We start from the raw sequence: 18,216 nt of genomic DNA on the forward strand, positions 1-18,216 counted from the left end.
GCGCCAGGTCGAGCTGGCCGCCGATGTGCGGGTGCTGTTCGGCCAACCGACGCTGAGCGCGTTGGCCGCCGCCGTCGGCGGCGTCAGGGACATTGTGGTGCCGGACAACACGATTGCGCAGGGCTGTACCCGCATCACCCCGGACATGCTGCCCCTGGCCGACCTGGACCAGGACGCCATCGACCGGATCGTGGCCACCGTGCCGGGTGGCGTGGCGAATGTGCAGGACATCTACGCCCTGGCGCCGTTGCAGGAAGGGATTCTCTACCACCACCTCGCCGCGGAGCAGGGCGACCCCTACGTGTTGCAGGTGCTGTTCGGCTTTGACAACCGCGAGCGGCTGCAAGCCTTTGCCCACGCCTTGCAGAGCGTGGTGTCGCGCAACGATATCCTGCGCACCAGCATGGTCTGGCAAGGCCTGGCGGCACCGGTGCAAGTGGTATGGCGCCACGCGACCCTGGGTCTGGAAGAGGTCGAGGTGGACCCGGCGCCGGGCGATGTGGTGCAGCAACTGCACGGACGATTCGATCCGCGCCATTACCGCCTCGACATCGCCCAGGCCCCATTGATGCGCCTGGCCTATGCCCAGGACGTGGCGAATCAGCGCTGGGTCGGCATGCTGTTGTTCCATCACATGGCGCTGGACCACACGGCGCTGGAAGTCGTGGTGCATGAGATGCAAGCCAGTCTCTTGGACCAGGCGCACTTGCTGTCGCCCGCCGTGCCCTATCGCAACCATGTGGCCCAGGCGCGCCTTGGGGTCAGTCGTGAGCAGCATGAAACGTTTTTCCGCGAGATGCTCGGTGATATTGACGAGCCGACGCTGCCGTTCGGCTTGCAGGATGTGCAGGGTGATGGCAGCGGTATCGAAGAAGCGCATCAGGACGTAGATGTCGCGCTGGCCCGGCGCCTGCGGGCCCAGGCCCGTCAACTCGGCGTGAGCGCGGCAAGCCTGGTCCACCTGGCCTGGGGGCATGTGGTCGGGCGGGTTTCGGGCCGTGAAGAGGTCGTGTTCGGCACCGTGCTGATGGGGCGGATGCAGGGCGGCGACGGGGCCGATCGGGCCCTGGGCATGTTCATCAACACGCTGCCATTGCGCGTCAGTGTCGGCGCCCAAGGCGCCCGCGCCGGTGTCAGGGCGACCCATGGCCGGTTGTCGGCCTTGCTCGGACACGAGCACGCGTCGCTGTCCCTGGCGCAGCGTTGCAGCGGCGTACCGGCTTCGCTGCCGTTGTTCAGCACGTTGTTGAACTATCGCCACAGTGCCGCTGAAGCGGTGTCCGACACGGCGATCTCGGCGTGGCACGGGATCCAGACCCTGAGCATGGAAGAGCGCACCAACTATCCGTTGTGCCTTAACGTGGACGACCTGGGCGAAGGTTTCCGGCTCACGGCCCAGGCCGTGGCCGAAGTAGGGGCCCAGCGTGTCTGCGGGTATATGCACACGGCGCTGGACAGCCTGGTGACGGCGTTGGAGCACACGCCAGACCTGGCGTTGCGGGAACTGTCGATCGTGCCGGCGGCCGAGCGCGAACGGTTGCTGGTGGACTTCAATGCCACCCAGGCCGAATACCCCCGGGAGCAGACCCTCCACGGGTTGTTCGAGGAACAGGTGCAGCGCACGCCGGATGCCGTGGCGGTGCGTCACGGCCGACAACAGCTCAATTATCGCGAGCTCAACGGCCTCGCCAATCGCTTGGCTCATCACCTGCGCAAGCAGGGTGTGCAGCCCGATTCGCGGGTGGCGATCTGTGTCGAGCGCGGCATCGACATGGTGGTTGGCTTGCTGGCGATCCTCAAGGCCGGCGGCGGTTATGTGCCGCTGGACCCGGCGTATCCGCTGGATCGGATTGCCTACATGCTGCAAGACAGTGCTCCGGCGGCGATCCTGGTCCAAGGCAGCACCCGCCATCTGTTGGGCGAAACGTCGGTGCCGGTGATCGACCTCGACAAGGGCGTCTGGCAGGACGAGGCGGCGCCCAATCCGCAAGTGCCGGGCCTGAGCTCGTCGCACCTGGCCTACGTGATCTACACCTCGGGTTCGACGGGCCTGCCTAAAGGCGTGATGATCGAACACCGCAACACGGTGAACTTCCTGACCTGGGCCCATCGTTCCTTCGATGACGCCACATTGTCGAAAACCCTGTTCTCGACTTCGCTGAACTTCGACCTGGCCGTCTACGAATGCTTCGCGCCGCTGACGTCTGGCGGCAGCATAGAAGTCGTCACTAATGTGCTGGAACTGCAACAGGGCGAGCACGACATCACCTTGATCAACACCGTACCGTCGGCGCTCAAGGCGTTGCTGGAATCGGGTGGCGTAGGCGAGGGCGTCGACACGGTGAACGTCGCCGGTGAAGCCTTGAAGCGCAGCCTGGTGGAGACCTTGTTCGAGCAGACCCAGGTCAAGCGTCTGTGCAACCTCTATGGTCCTTCGGAAACCACGACCTATTCGAGTTGGGTGTCGATGGCTCGCGAGGATGGCTTTGCCGCACACATCGGCAAACCGGTGGCCAACACTCAGTTCTATCTGCTGGATGAACACAAACAACCGGTGCCACTGGGCGTACCGGGGGAGATCTATATCGGCGGTGCCGGGGTGGCGCGGGGTTATTTGAACCTCGATGACCTGACGGCTGAACGCTTCCTCAAGGACCCTTTCAGCACAGCTCCAAACGCCCGCATGTATCGTACTGGCGACCTGGGCCGCTACCTGCCGGACGGCAACATCGAATACCTCGGCCGTAACGACGACCAGGTGAAAATCCGTGGTTTCCGTATCGAACTGGGCGAAATCGAAGCCAAGCTCGCCCGCCACGATGCGCTGAAAGAAGCCGTGGTCCTGGCCCGCGAAGACATACCGGGCGACAAGCGCCTGGTAGCCTATTTCACCCAGCACTCGCCAGATCAAGCGCTGGACATCGAAGCCCTGCGCACGCACCTGCAAGCGCAGTTGCCAGCGTATATGGTGCCCGCCGCCTACGTGCGCCTCGACGCACTACCGCTGACCCCCAACGGCAAACTCGACCGCAAGGCCCTGCCGACGCCGGACCTCGACGCGCTGATCACCCGTGGCTACGAAGCCCCGCAAGGCGAAGTCGAAACCACCCTGGCGCAGATCTGGCAAGACCTGCTGGGCCTGCAGCAAGTCGGGCGCCATGACCAGTTCTTCGAGCTGGGTGGCCACTCGTTGTTGGCGATTCAATTGATCTCCCAGGTGCGCCTGCGCCTGGGCGTGGAGTTGGGCCTGACGGAACTGTTCGCCCAGCCCCAGCTCATGGGCCTGGCACAAGCAGTGGCCCGGGCCGGGCGCAGCACGTTGCCGGAGATCGTCCGGGTTTCTCGCGAAGACGACCTGCCCCTGTCGTTCGCCCAGCAGCGCCTGTGGTTCCTGGCGCAGATGGAAGGGGCCAGCGCCGCCTACCACATGCCCGCCGGGCTGCGCCTGCGCGGTGTGCTGGATCGCCCCGCCTTGCAACGGGCACTGGACCGCATCGTGGCCCGTCACGAGGCCCTGCGGACCACCTTCGTTCAGGCCCAGGGCCAGGAACCTCGGCAGTGCATCGCTCCGGCCGACATTGGTTTCGCGCTGCTGCACCATGACCTTGGCGGCCAGGCCGACACCGAGGGCCAACTGCACGCGCTGGCGGCCCAGGAAGCCGCCGACACCTTTAGCCTGGAACAGGGCCCATTGATCCGCGGCCGGCTGATCCGCCTCGGCAGCGAAGACCATGTGTTGCTGGTGACCATGCACCACATTGTTTCGGATGGCTGGTCCATTGGCGTGTTGATCAAGGAACTGGCGGCGCTCTATGAGGCGTTCCGTCATGACTTGAACGATCCGCTGCCGGCCCTGGCGGTGCAGTACGGCGACTACGCGGTCTGGCAACGTCGCTGGTTGAGCGGCGAGGTGCTGCAAGCCCAGAGCGATTACTGGCGGCAAACCCTGGCCGATGCGCCGGCGTTGTTGATGCTGCCCACCGACCGTGCGCGTCCTGGGCAGCAAGACTATGCCGGGGCGGCGTTGCCGGTGGTGTTCGACGCTGACCTGACCGCGGGCCTCAAGGCCCTGAGCCAGCGCCACGGCGTCACGCTGTACATGACCTTGATGGCGGCCTGGGGCGCACTGTTGAGTCGGCTTTCAGGCCAGGATGAAGTGGTCATCGGCTCGCCGGCGGCCAACCGCACGAGGTCGGAAGTCGAAGGGCTGATCGGTTTCTTCGTCAACACCCTGGCCGTGCGCATCGATCTCTCGGGGGCGCCAACCGTGGCCACCTTGCTGGCCCGGGTCAAGACCCAGGCCCTCGGCGCCCAGGCGCATCAGGACTTGCCGTTCGAACAAGTGGTGGAGGTGGTCAAACCGGTGCGCAGCCTGGCCCACAGCCCGTTGTTCCAGGCCATGCTGTCGTGGCAGACCCATGACAACACCGAACTGGTGCTGGGGGACTTGAAACTCGAAGGCCTGGGGGCGGCGAGCAACGTCGCCAAATTCGACGTGTCCCTGGAACTGGGCGAGATCCAAGGACAACTGTTTGGCGCCCTCGAATACGCCAAGGCGTTGTTCGACGAGCGCACGGTGCAGCGTTACCTCGGCTACTTCGAGCGCTTGCTGCGGGCCATGGTCGCCAGTGACCAGGCCCAGCTCGAACGGATCGCGCTGTTGGACAACGCCGAACGCGAGCATTTGCTGGCGGGCCTCAACGCGACCCAGGCCGCGTACCCACGTGAGCAGACGACCCATCAGTTGTTCGAGGCCCAGGTCGCGGCTCAGCCAGACGCCATCGCCGTCGTGTTCGGTGATGAGCGCCTGAGCTACGCCGAACTGAACCGCCAGGCCAACCAGGTTGCCCATCACCTGATCGGCCTGGGTATCCGCCCGGATGACCGGGTGGCGATCTGTGTCGAACGCGGCGTCGAGATGCTCATCGGCCTGCTGGCCATCCTCAAGGCCGGTGCCGGTTACGTGCCGCTCGACCCGGCGTTTCCAGCCGAGCGCTTGGCCTACATGCTCGCTGACAGTGCCCCGGTGGCGTTGTTGAGCCAAGATGAGCTGCGCGGTCGTCTGCCAGCGTTGACGGTACCGGTGGTGCTGCTCAATCGTGCCGAGCGCGTGCGTTGCGGGATTGCCGGCGGTCGTGACGATAATCCGCTCGTTGTCTCCTTGGGCGCGCGCCACCTGGCCTACGTCATCTACACCTCCGGTTCCACTGGCCATCCCAAAGGGGTGATGATCGAACACCGGGGCCTGGTCAATTATTGCCTCGATGCGGTCCGCTTGTTCGGCTTGACGCCGGCGGACACGGTGCTGCAACAGAACACCTTGAACTTCGACCTGTCGGTGGAAGAAATCTTCCCGGCGTTGTTGGCCGGCGCCACCCTGGCGCCCACCCGGCAACTGTTTGGCAGCGCCGAGTTGCAACAAAATGGCGATATTCGCCCGACCTTCCTGCACCTGACCGCGGCCCATTGGCACACCCTCGTGGCCGAGTGGCACAGCGCGCCGGCCCAGGCTCGGGACCATTTGCGCGACGTGCGGCTGGTCAACGTCACCGGTGACGCCTTGTCGACGCAGAAATTGCAGATGTGGGACGCGGTGCGTCCCGCCCATACTCGATTGGTCAATACCTATGGTCCGACCGAGGCCACGGTGTCCTGCACGGCTGCCTACATGGAGCATGACGCGGCCGAAGGCATCCTCGGTAATGCCAGTATCGGCAGGCCGATGGCCAACACCCGTATCTACCTGCTCGATGGGCACTGCCAGCCGGTGCCATTCGGGGTCGCGGGGGAAATCTTCATCGGTGGCGACGGTGTGGCGCGTGGTTACCTGAACCTGGACGCCATCAACGCCGAACGCTTCCTGGCCGACCCGTTCAGCGACCAGCCCGATGCGCGCATGTACAAGACCGGTGACCTGGCCCGTTATCGTCCGGACGGACGCCTTGAATACCTGGGGCGCAACGACTTCCAGGTCAAGGTGCGGGGTTTCCGTATCGAACTGGGCGAGATCGAGGCCCGGCTGGGCGACTGTGCCGGGGTCAAGGAGGCGGCGGTGATCGTGCGCGAAGACATCCCGGGCGACAAACGCTTGGTGGCCTATGTGGTGCCGCAGGCCGGGACGCGCCTGGACGCGGCGACCTTGCGTGCGCAGTTGTCGACGCAATTGGCCGAATACATGCTGCCCGGCGCGTTCGTCAGCCTGGCGGCGCTGCCGCTGACGCCGAACCGCAAGCTCGACCGCCAGGCCTTGCCGATGCCCGATGCCGAGGCGTACGCCAGCCGCACCCATGAAGCGCCGCAAGGCCACACGGAAATCGTCCTGGCGCAGATCTGGCAGACCTTGCTCAAGGTCGAGTCGGTGGGCCGTCATGATCATTTCTTCGAACTGGGGGGCCATTCCTTGTTGGTCATGCGCTTGATCGCCCAGGTGCGTGCGCAATTGGGCATGGAGCTGAACCTGAGCGATGTCTTTGCCCAACCCCAATTGAGCGCGCTGGCCCAGGTGCTCTCCCAGGCGACACGCAGCACCCGGCCCGGCATTGTGCCGGTGTCCCGCGAACAGGCGTTGCCGTTGTCGTTCGCCCAGCAGCGCCTCTGGTTCCTGGCGCAACTGGACGGCACCAGTGCGGCGTATCACATCCCCACTGGCCTGCGCCTGCGTGGCGCGCTGGATACGTCGGCGCTCACCCGCGCACTGGATCGTATCGTCGCCCGCCACGAGGCCTTGCGTACCACGTTTGTACAGGCGCAGGGGCAGGACGTGGAACAGCGCATTGCCCCGGTCGATGTCGGTTTTGCGTTGCGGTTGCAGGCCTTGGCAGGGCACGCGGACGCCGAAACCGAGCTGCTGGCCCTGGCCGAGGAGGAGGCTCGCCAGGCCTTCGACCTGGCCCACGGCCCGCTGGTACGCGGCCGACTGGTGCGGATGGCAGAGGATGATCACGCGCTGTTGGTGACCCTGCACCATATCGTCTCCGATGGCTGGTCCGCCGATCTGCTGACCCATGAATTGGGCGTGCTGTACGAAGCGTTCCGTCAGGGGCAGGACGATCCATTGCCGGTGTTGCCGATTCAGTACGCTGACTATGCTCTTTGGCAGCGGCGCTGGCTCACCGGGGAGGTCCTGGCCGAACAGGAACATTTCTGGCGGCAGACCCTGGCCGACGCACCAGCCTTGTTGACGTTGCCCACCGATCGGCCACGGCCCGCGCAGCAAGATCACGCCGGCGCGGCGGTGGGGATCGTCCTCGACGAAACCCTGACCCAAGGCCTCCAGGCGTTGAGCCAACGCCATGGCGCCACCTTGTTCATGACAGTCATGGCCGCCTGGGCCACGGTGCTCAGTCGCCTGTCCGGCCAGCACGACGTGGTCATCGGCACGCCGGTGGCGAACCGCATGCAAGCGGAAGTCGAGAGTTTGATCGGCCTGTTCGTCAACACGCTGGCGCTGCGCGTCGATGTGGCGGACGGATTGACAGTGCAAGCCTTGTTGCAACACGTGAAGGCTCGGACCCTGGACGCCCAGGCGCACCAGGACCTGCCGTTCGAGCAGGTGGTGGAAGTGGTCCGGCCCTTGCGCAGCCTGTCCCATAGCCCGGTGTTCCAGGCCATGCTGTCCTGGCAGAACAGCGAAGCCACGGGGTTGGAGCTGAGCGATATGTCGCTGCAAGGACTGGGCGTGACCAGCCGCACCGCGAAGTTCGACGTGTTGCTGGACATGGCCCTGATCGATGGGCGCCTGTTCGGTTCGCTGGAATACGCCACGGCGCTGTTCGACCCTGCCACGGCGGAGCGCTACCTCGGTTACTTGGAGGGCGTGCTGCGGGCCATGGTGGCTGATGAGCAGACCCTGGTGGGGCAGATTCCGCTGCTGGCTGACACCGAGCGCGAGCATCTGCTGGAAACGTTCAATGCCACGGCGGTCGATTATCCGCAGGGCCTGACCCTGCACGGCCTGTTCGAGGCGCGAGTCGCGGCCTGTCCGGACGCGGTGGCGGTGGTGGCGGGCGAGGCGCAACTGAGCTACGCGCAATTGAATGGTCGGGCCAACCAGATTGCCCATCGCCTGCTGGAACTGGGCATTCACCCGGATGACCGCGTGGCGATCTGTGCCGATCGCAGCCTGGACATGGTCGCGGGCCTGCTGGGGATTCTCAAGGCCGGTGCGGCGTATGTGCCGCTGGACCCGGATTATCCATCCGAGCGCCTGGCCTACATGCTGGAAAACAGCGCGCCCAGGGTGGTGCTGACCCAACGCGCCTTGCAGGCGAGCCTGCCGGCGACCCAGGCGCGAACCTTGCTGTTGGATGAGGCAGAAGGTTTCTCGACGCAGCCAATCGACAATCCGCAGGTCGAAGGCTTGCATGCCAACCACCTGGCCTATGTCATCTACACCTCGGGTTCGACCGGCCTGCCCAAGGGCGTGATGAACGAGCACGGCGCGGTGGTCAACCGCCTGCTGTGGATGCAGGACGAATACGGTTTGAGCGCCACAGACGCGGTGCTGCAAAAGACCCCGTTCAGCTTCGACGTGTCGGTGTGGGAGTTCTTCTGGCCGCTGTTCAGCGGTGCGCGGCTGGTAATGGCCCGTCCCGGCGGGCATCGCGACCCGGCGTACCTGCGCGAAGTGATCCAGGCCCAGGGCATCACCACGCTGCACTTCGTGCCGTCGATGCTCGATATGTTCCTGGCCCATGGCGAAGCGGGCCAGTGCGAAGGCTTGGTGCGGGTGATATGCAGCGGTGAGGCGTTGCCGGGGCATCTGGTGCGGCGCTTCAAGGCGCAGCTGCCGCACGTTGGCCTGTACAACCTGTACGGCCCGACCGAAGCGGCGGTGGATGTGACGGCGTGGGACTGCACGGGGGCAGACACGCCGGACAGCACGCCCATCGGCAAGCCGATTGCCAACACGCGGATCTACCTGCTTGATGCCCATCAACAACCGGTGCCCTTGGGCGTGGCCGGGGAGATCTACATCGGCGGTGTGCAGGTGGCGCGGGGTTACCTGAACCGTCCGGAATTGACCGTCGAGCGTTTCCTGCGGGATCCGTTCAGCACCGCGACGAATGCCCGGATGTACCGCACCGGCGACCTGGGTCGTTACCTGGCGGACGGCAATATCGAGTATTTGGGGCGCAACGATGACCAAGTGAAGATCCGTGGTTTCCGCATCGAGTTGGGCGAGATCGAAGCCAAATTGGCGCAACACGAGGCGGTGAAGGAAGCCGTGGTGCTGGCCCGTGAAGATGCGCCGGGCGAGAAACGCCTGGCGGCTTATTTCACCACGCATTCCGTGGATGAAATGGCGGAAATCGAAACCCTGCGCGCTCATCTACTAGAACAACTGCCGGAATACATGGTGCCAACCGCCTACATCCGGCTCGATGCGCTGCCGCTGACCCCCAACGGCAAGCTTGACCGCAAGGCGCTGCCGGCACCGGACCTGGGCGCGGTGATTACCCGCGATTACGCCGCACCCCAGGGGACCGTCGAAACGACCCTGGCGCAATTGTGGGCCGAGCTGCTCCAGGTCGAGCGGGTGGGACGCCACGACCACTTCTTCGAACTCGGTGGCCACTCGCTGCTGGCGGTCACGCTGATCGAGCGCATGCGCCAAGTGGGTCTGGGCGCCGATGTGCGCGTGCTCTTCGGTCAGCCGACGTTGGCGGCATTGGCGGCGGCCGTAGGGGGGGGCACGGAGATTGTGGTGCCGGTCAACGGCATTATCCACGGTTGCGCACGCATTACGCCGGACATGCTGCCGTTGGCCGTCTTGTCTCAAGAGGAGATCGAACAGGTTGTCGCGGCGGTGCCGGGCGGCGTGAGCAACGTCCAGGACATCTATGCCCTGGCGCCGCTGCAGGAAGGCATCCTGTATCACCACCTGGCTTCGCAGCAGGGTGATCTCTATGTGCAGCAGGCCTCCTTCAACTTCAAGGATCGCGCCCGGCTGGATGCCTTTGTCGACGCGTTGCAAGGCGTCATCGACCGACACGATATCTTGCGCACCGCCGTGCTCTGGGAAGGCTTGCGCGAGCCGGTGCAGGTGGTCGTTCGCCAGGCGCAATTGATTCTGGACGAGTGTGTTTTCGAACCGGGCCACGACGTCGCCACGCAACTGCTCGAACGCTTCGACCGACAGCACCTGCGCCTCGATGTACGCCAGGCTCCGTTGATGCGCCTGGTGTTCAGCCATGACGCCGCCAACCAGCGCTGGATCGCCATGCTGTTGTTCCACCACATGGCCCTTGATCACACGGCGTTGGAGGTGGTGCAACACGAGATGCAAGCGCACCTGCTGGGCCACGCCGATCAGTTGGGCGCAGCGGTGCCGTTCCGCAATTACGTAGCCCAGGCCCGCTTGGGCGTGAGCCGTGAGGAACATGAAGGGTTCTTCCGCGACATGCTCGGCGACATCGACGAACCGACGTTGCCGTTCGGCTTGCTGGATGTCCGTGGCGACGGCAGCGATATCGAAGCGGCCGGACTCAACCTCGCCGCCGACCTCAGCCAACGCCTGCGAGCCCAGGCCCGTCAGTTGGGGGTGAGCGCCGCGAGCCTGCATCACTTGGCGTGGGCGCAGGTCCTGAGCAAAGTGTCCGGCAGGCAGGATGTGGTCTTTGGCACCGTGCTGATGGGCCGGATGCAGGGCGGCGAGGGCGCCGACAGGGCACTGGGGATGTTCATCAATACCCTGCCATTGCGGGTGGATGTCGATACCCGAGGCGTGCGTGACGGGGTGAAAGCCACCCACGCCCGTTTGACCGGTCTGCTGGGGCACGAGCACGCCTCGCTGTCCCTGGCCCAGCGTTGCAGCGGCGTCGCCGCGCCGCTGCCGTTGTTCAGCGCCTTGCTCAACTACCGGCACAGCGCAATGGGCACGGCGTCGAGCGAAGCGTTTGCCGCCTGGGAGGGCATCGAGGCCCTGGGCAGTGAAGAACGCACCAACTACCCGCTGACCTTGTCGGTGGATGACCTGGGCGAAGGCTTTTATGTGTCGGCACTGGCGGTGCCTCGGATCGGTGCGCAGCGGATGTGTGTCTACATGAACATCGCCTTGGAGCATCTGGTCGAGGCGTTGGAACAGACGCCGCAGACGCCGTTGAACCGCGTGTCGATCCTGCCGTCGGCCGAGCGTCGCCACTTACTGGTGGATTTCAACGCCACCACTCGCCGCTATCCCCAGGACTCGACCGTCCATGGCCTGTTCGAGGCGCAGGCCAAGGAGCGTCCGCAAGCCATTGCGGTCGTGCATGACGCCCACAGCCTGAGCTACGCCGAGTTGAACCACCGGGCCAACGGCCTGGCCCGTCACCTGGTCGGCCTGGGTGTGCAACCGGGCGATCGGGTGGCGATTGCCCTGGAGCGTTCCATTGAGCTGCTGGTCAGCCAACTGGCGATCCTCAAGTGTGCCGGCACGTATGTACCGCTGGACGTCAGCGCGCCGTTGGAGCGTCAGCAATTCATGGTGCAGGACAGCGGGGCGCAAGTCGTGCTGACGTCGAGCACCGTGCTAGCGCCTGAAGCCTTGCTACGGGTGGATCTGGATACGCTGGTCTTCGACGAGGCCGCTGATAACCTCGACCTGGTGCAAAGCAGCGAAGCGGTGGCCTACATCATGTACACCTCCGGTTCCACCGGCACCCCGAAAGGTGTGCTGGTGCCGCACCGGGCAATCAACCGGCTGGTGATCAACAACGGTTACGCCGACTTCAACGCCGAGGACCGTGTGGCTTTCGCTTCCAACCCGGCCTTCGACGCCAGCACCCTGGACGTCTGGGCGCCATTGCTCAATGGCGGTTGCGTGGTGGTGGTCGACCTGGACGTGCTGTTGTCCCAGACGGATTTCCAAGCGCTGTTGCTTGAGCAATCGGTCAGTGTGTTGTGGATGACCGCCGGCCTGTTCCACCAATACGCCGACGGACTGATGCCCGTGTTCGCCCAATTGCGCTACTTGATCGTCGGCGGCGATGTGCTCGATCCGACCGTGATCGGCCGGGTGCTGAAAGAAGGTGCGCCGCTGCACCTGCTCAACGGCTACGGCCCGACCGAAGCCACCACCTTCACCACCACCTACGAAATCAAACAGGTGGGCGAGGGCGGTATCCCGATTGGCCGTCCGATTGGTAACACCCGCGTCTATGTGCTGGACGTTAATCGTCAGCCAGTGCCCATCGGCGTGACCGGCGAGTTGTACATCGGCGGTGACGGCGTGGCGAAAGGGTATCTGAATCGCCCTGAGCTGACCGCCGAGAAGTTCGTCACCGATCCGTTCAATGCCGATCCGGATGCGTTGTTGTACCGCACCGGCGACCTGGCCCGCTGGCACGCGGACGGCACGGTGGATTACCTCGGCCGTAACGACGACCAGGTGAAGATTCGTGGTTTTCGCATCGAACTGGGCGAGATCGAAGCCCGGTTGGCACAGCATGACGCGGTCAAGGACGCTGTGGTGCTGGTGCGTGAAGACGTTCCGGGTGAGAAACGCCTGGTGGCGTATTTCACCTCGCGGGACCTGGACGTTGCGCCGCCCATCGAGACCCTGCGTACTCACCTGCAGGGGCAATTGCCGGATTACATGGTGCCGGCGGCCTACGTGCGACTCGATGCCTTGCCGTTGACCGCCAACGGCAAGCTCGACCGCAAGGCCTTGCCAACACCGGACCAGACCTCTGTCTTCAGCCGTGTCTACGAGGCCCCGCAAGGTGAGATCGAAACCGTGCTCGCGCAGATCTGGCAAGACGTGCTGGGTCTGCAACAGGTCGGCCGCCACGACAACTTCTTCGAACTGGGCGGGCATTCGTTGCTGGCGGTCCGTTTGCTGGGGGTACTGGCCCAAGCCAATCTGAAGGTGTCGCTGGCCGAGTTGTTCCAGCACGAAAGCGTCGCCTCCATGGCATTGTTGCTGCAGACCCGCAGCAGCGAAGTCCAGGTGCAGGAGGCTTTTATACCGGTGCGCACCACTGGCCAGCAGAACCCGCTGTTCCTGGTGCACGAGTTCAGCGGCCTGGATCTTTACTTCCCGATGCTGGGCAAGCACATCGATCCGGATATTCCGGTCTATGGCCTGCCTGCCATCCCGTGGGGCGAACCGCAGTTGCAGACGATGGAGTGCCTGGCCTCGCGGCTGGTGGGTGTCATCCGCTCGGTCCAAACACAAGGCCCTTATCGCTTGGCCGGTTGGTCATTCGGTGGCGTGTTGGCCTACGAGATCGCCATCCAGCTCATTGGCCTGGACGAAGAGGTCGAGTTCCTCGGCCTGATCGACAGCTACCTGCCACGGCTGGTGGATCAGGGCCGTGAGCGTTGGTCACCGGGCGAAGCCCATACCCGGCATCTGCTGGATCGCTGCGAGGTGTTCTGGAAGGCCGGTGCCTTGGCTGAGGTTGACCTGGCGTCGGTGCTCGAAAAACTGACTCACCTACAAAACCGACTGAGCGACTTCACGTTCGAAGGCCTGGTGCAGCAATGCAACGACCAAGGCCTGCTGCCCCCTGAGCTGGCAGGTTACAGCGCGGCCCAGCTCTGGCAGTACCTGGATCGCGAGGTCGCCCACGGTCATGCACTGGCCCATTACCTAGTGTATCCGGTCTCCGTACCGGTACATCTGTTGGTGGCCGAGGAACGCAAGGACGACGCCCCCGAACATTCCGGCTACTTGGGTTGGGACGCTGTCCTGCCCACGACGCAAATGCACTGCGTCAAGGTGCCGGGCAACCACCAGACAATGATGCAGGCCCCGCAGGTCAAGGCATTGGGTCAAACCATCAGCGATGCACTGGGTACCGTCGCGGCACGTCCAGCGCCTTCGCCGAAGAGCCGATACCAGCCGCTGCTGACGATCCAGGGCGGACGTGCCGACCGGGCGCCGATCTTCTGCGTGCCGGGGGCTGGCGACAGCGTGACCGGTTTTATCGGGCTGACCGATGCCTTCGGTCCGGAATGGCCTATCCATGGGTTGCAACACCGTGGACTGGACGGCAGCACCGAGCCTTTCAGTCTCGTGGAAACCGCCGCCCAGGCGTATCTCGACGCAATCGACAAGGTACAACCGGAGGGGCCGGTGCATCTGCTCGGCCATTCCTTCGGTGGTTGGATCGTGTTCGAGATGGCGGCCCGCCTGAATGCCCGGGGTCGCAAGGTGGCTTCGTTGACGCTGATCGACAGTGAGTCGCCGGGCGGCAACGGCGTGGTGGGCAAGCCCTACACCGCGACGGGGGTGCTGAATCGGCTGATCGAGGCGATGCAGTTGGCGTCCGGCAAGTCCTTGGGCATCGATGCCACGGTCTTCGGTACCCAGGACGATACCGCGCAGATGCGCTTGCTGCATGCCGGCATGGTTCGGGCCGGCATGCTGCCGCAGCGTTCGGCGGTGGATGCCATGCGCGGTCCGGCGCGGGCGTTCGGTACGGCCCTGCGCACGGTCTATCAACCGCAACACCGCTACACCGGGCCGGTGCGGTTGGTGCTGGCCAATGATCCAACCCTGGACACAGCCGGCAATAAACGCGAACAGGAGCAAATGATCGAAGGATGGCGCAAGCATATCCCTGACCTCAGCATCTGGTACGGTCCGGGCAACCACTTCACGATCCTCAAGGCCCCCCACGTACACAACCTGGCAGCCTGGTGGCAGGACGGCCTGCCCATGCTCGACGAGGAGGCCGCCAGTGATTGCGTATGACTGTCCTTCCTTGACACCCATCCATGGAACCCGGCGCCACGCTGGCCGGGCCTGAAATCAACGCACTCATGGTTATTTATGGAAAAGTCGAAGTTTCGCAAAATCGCTATCGTGCTTGTACTGGTCGTGGTGGCCGGTCTGATTTTCTACAGCGCGCAATCGCCGGGCAAACCACCGGAGTACCTGACCGCCATGGTCGAACGCACGGACATCGAAAACGCGGTGCTGGCCTCCGGCACGCTCCAGGGCGTCAAGCAGGTCGATGTCGGTGCCCAGGTGTCGGGCCAACTGAAGTCGCTCAAGGTCAAGTTGGGGGACAAGGTCAAGAAGGGCCAATGGCTGGCGGAAATCGACCCGATGCTGGCGCAGAACTCGTTGCGCCAGGCCCTGGTCAACGAGGAGAACCTGGTGGCCAAGCGGCAGGCCACGGCGGCGCAACTCAAGGACGCCAAGGCCACCTATGATCGCTACAAGAAACTGCAACCGGACGACGCAATCTCGAAGCAGGAATACGAGACCGCCGAGTCCAACTACAGGGTGGAAGAGGCGAACCTGCTTTCCCTCAATGCGCAGATCAAGGACGCCCGCATCCAAGTGGAAACCGCGCGGGTCAACCTGGCCTACACCCACATCGTCGCGCCGATCGATGGTTATGTGGTGGGGATCGTCACGCAGGAAGGCCAGACCGTGATCGCCGAGCAACTGGCGCCGGTCCTGCTCAAGCTCGCCGACCTCGACACCATGACGGTCAAGGCGCAGGTGTCGGAAGCCGACGTGATCCACATCGTGCCTGGCCAAGAGGTGTATTTCACTATCCTGGGGGAATCGGAAAAGCGTTATTACGCCAAGCTGCGCGGCACTGAGCCGGCGCCGCAGAACTTCCTCGAAACCCAGAACGCCGGGACGCCGAAGCAAAATACCGCGGTGTTCTACAACAGCCTCTTCGATGTGCCGAACCCTGACCATCGCCTGCGCATTTCCATGACGGCCCAGGTCCGTATCGTCCTCGACAAGGCCAAGAACGTGCTGACGGTTCCCGTCGCTGCCCTGGGTGCGAAAAACCAGGACGGCAGCTTCGTGGTCCGTGTGCTGGATGCCGAAGGCAAGGCCCAGCCGCGTAACGTGCGCATGGGCATCAACAATAACGTTCGGGCCGAGATCAAGGATGGCTTGGCCGAAGGTGACAAGGTCGTTATCGGCGAGCCGACCCCGGCCGTGGCGGGAGCCTGACCATGACCCAACCATTGCTGGAACTCAAGGGCATCACCCGCAGCTTCCAGGCCGGCGAAAAGGCCTTCATCGCCCTCAAGGACATCAACCTGACGATCAATGCCGGCGAGGTGGTTGCGATCACCGGAGCGTCCGGCTCCGGCAAGTCGACCTTGATGAACGTCCTTGGCTGCCTCGACCATCCGAGCGCCGGAAGCTACAAGGTGAACGGGCGCGAAACCGGTTCGATGAACGACCAGGAACTGGCGGTGTTGCGTCGGGATCACTTCGGTTTCATTTTCCAGCGCTACCATTTGCTGCCGCACCTGAGTGCCTTGCACAACGTCGAGATGCCGGCGATTTACGCCGGCGCGGGCGAATCGCAACGGCACAGCCGTGCCGGGGAACTGTTGAAACGCCTGGGGTTGGTGGGGCACCTGAGCAATCGGCCCAGCCAGCTCTCGGGTGGCCAGCAGCAACGGGTGAGTATCGCCAGGGCCCTGATGAACGGCGGTGACATCATCCTGGCGGACGAACCCACCGGGGCGTTGGACACCACCAGCGGCAAGGAAGTGATGAAGATCCTGCTGGAGCTCAACCGGGCGGGACACACGGTCATCATCGTGACCCACGATGAAAAGGTGGCCGCCCATGCCCAGCGCATCATCGAGATCCGCGACGGCGAGATCGTCAGCGATCGACCCAATCCACAGCAACCGCTGGAGGATCAGCCGCCCCAAGGCACGCGTCCGCCCAAGGTCAAATCGGCGAACGGCCTGCTCGCCAGCTTCGGGCTATTCAGCGAAGCGTTCAACATGGCCTGGGTGGCGCTGGTGTCCCATCGCATGCGCACCCTGCTGACGATGTTGGGCATCATCATCGGCATCACCTCGGTGGTCTCGATCGTGGCCATCGGCGAAGGGGTCAAGGCGTATGTCCTGAAGGACATCCAGGCGATTGGCAGCAATACGATCGAGATCATGCCCGGGGCCGACTGGGGGGACAGCCGCTCGACGGCCATCGAAACCCTGGTGTTGTCCGACGTCACGGCGCTGGGCGACCAGTATTACATCGACAGCGCGACCCCCAACGTTGGCCGCAATCTGCTCTTGCGCTATGAAAACATCGACGTCAACGCGACCGTCAACGGTGTCAGCGATAGCTATTTCCAGGTTCGCGGGATCAAGATCGGCTCCGGTGTCGCGTTCAGCAAGGACGATGCCCGGCGACAGTCACAAGTGGTGGTGATCGACCACAATACCCGCCAGCGACTGTTTGGGCCGAACACCGATCCGCTGGGCAAGGTGATCCTCATCGATAACCTGCCTTGCACGGTCATCGGCGTGACCGAAGACCGCAAGAGCGTCTTCAACACCTCCAAGAGCCTGAACGTATGGATGCCCTATGAAACGGCGGCCGGCCGGTTACTGGGCCAGCGGTTCCTGGACAGCATCACGGTGCGGATAAAGGACGGGCAACCGAGCAAAGTCGTGGAAGACAATGTGGTCAAGCTCCTGACCCAACGCCATGGCCTCAAGGATTTCTTCACCTACAACCTCGACAGTGTGCTGCAGACGGTGCAGAAGACCAGCCAGTCCCTGGCGCTGCTGCTCTCGCTGATTGCGATCATCTCGCTGGTGGTCGGTGGCATCGGTGTGATGAACATCATGCTGGTCTCGGTGACCGAACGAACCCGTGAGATCGGTATCCGCATGGCCGTTGGCGCGCGCCAGTCCGACATCCGCCAGCAGTTCCTGGTGGAGGCGGTGATGGTGTGCCTGATAGGCGGCACCATTGGCATCGCGCTGTCGTTTGGTATCGGCTATGTCTTTTCGATCTTCGTCAAGGAATGGCAGATGGTGTTCTCGATGGGATCGATCGTCACCGCGGTCGTCTGTTCGACCCTGATCGGCATCGTGTTCGGCTTCGTGCCCGCGCGTAACGCCGCGCGGCTCGATCCGATCAATGCATTGGCGCGGGATTGAGCCGGGCTGCCAGGCTTGAAATCAGACATGGGACCTGAGGCCAGACATGGAACCTGTGGCCGGGTATGGAACCTGTGGCCAGGCATGGAACCTGAGGCCAGGCATGGAACCTGTGGCCAGGCATGGAACCTGAGGCCGGGCATGGAACCTGTGGCCAGACATGGAACCTGAGGCCAGACATGGAACCTGTGGCCAGGCATAGAACCTGAGGCCAAACAGGAACCTGTGGCGAGGGAGCTTGCTCCCGCTGGGCTGCGAAGCGGCCCTAAACCCTGGCAGCTCGGTCCGTCTGGTTGATGGAGCCAACCGTGTAGGGGCCGCTTCGCGACCCAGCGGGAG

Annotated in this window: 3 protein-coding genes (1 of these 3 only partly in view); all 3 read left to right on the plus strand. The window is 63.9% G+C overall.

The window, feature by feature from the left end; genetic code table 11:
- On the plus strand, positions 1–14,683 hold the 3' portion of the coding sequence (locus tag J3361_RS26450; RefSeq protein ID WP_207967026.1) for a non-ribosomal peptide synthetase. Its footprint begins 16,253 nt before the window's first position; only the last 14,683 of its 30,936 coding nucleotides appear in the window; its start codon lies off the left edge, out of view; the stop codon is at positions 14,681–14,683.
- A gap of 78 nt (positions 14,684–14,761) precedes the next feature.
- Entirely contained in the window at positions 14,762–15,913 is a 1,152-nt protein-coding gene (gene macA / locus J3361_RS26455) for a macrolide transporter subunit MacA (protein WP_207967027.1), read from the plus strand.
- 2 nt (positions 15,914–15,915) lie between these two features.
- A complete protein-coding gene (locus tag J3361_RS26460; protein WP_207967028.1) occupies positions 15,916–17,877 on the plus strand; it encodes a MacB family efflux pump subunit in 1,962 nt (653 codons plus the stop codon).
- Positions 17,878–18,216 lie beyond the last annotated feature (339 nt).

This window comes from Pseudomonas sp. OA65 (genome assembly GCF_017498305.1).
In the GTDB taxonomy this organism is placed as follows: domain Bacteria; phylum Pseudomonadota; class Gammaproteobacteria; order Pseudomonadales; family Pseudomonadaceae; genus Aquipseudomonas; species Aquipseudomonas zanjanensis.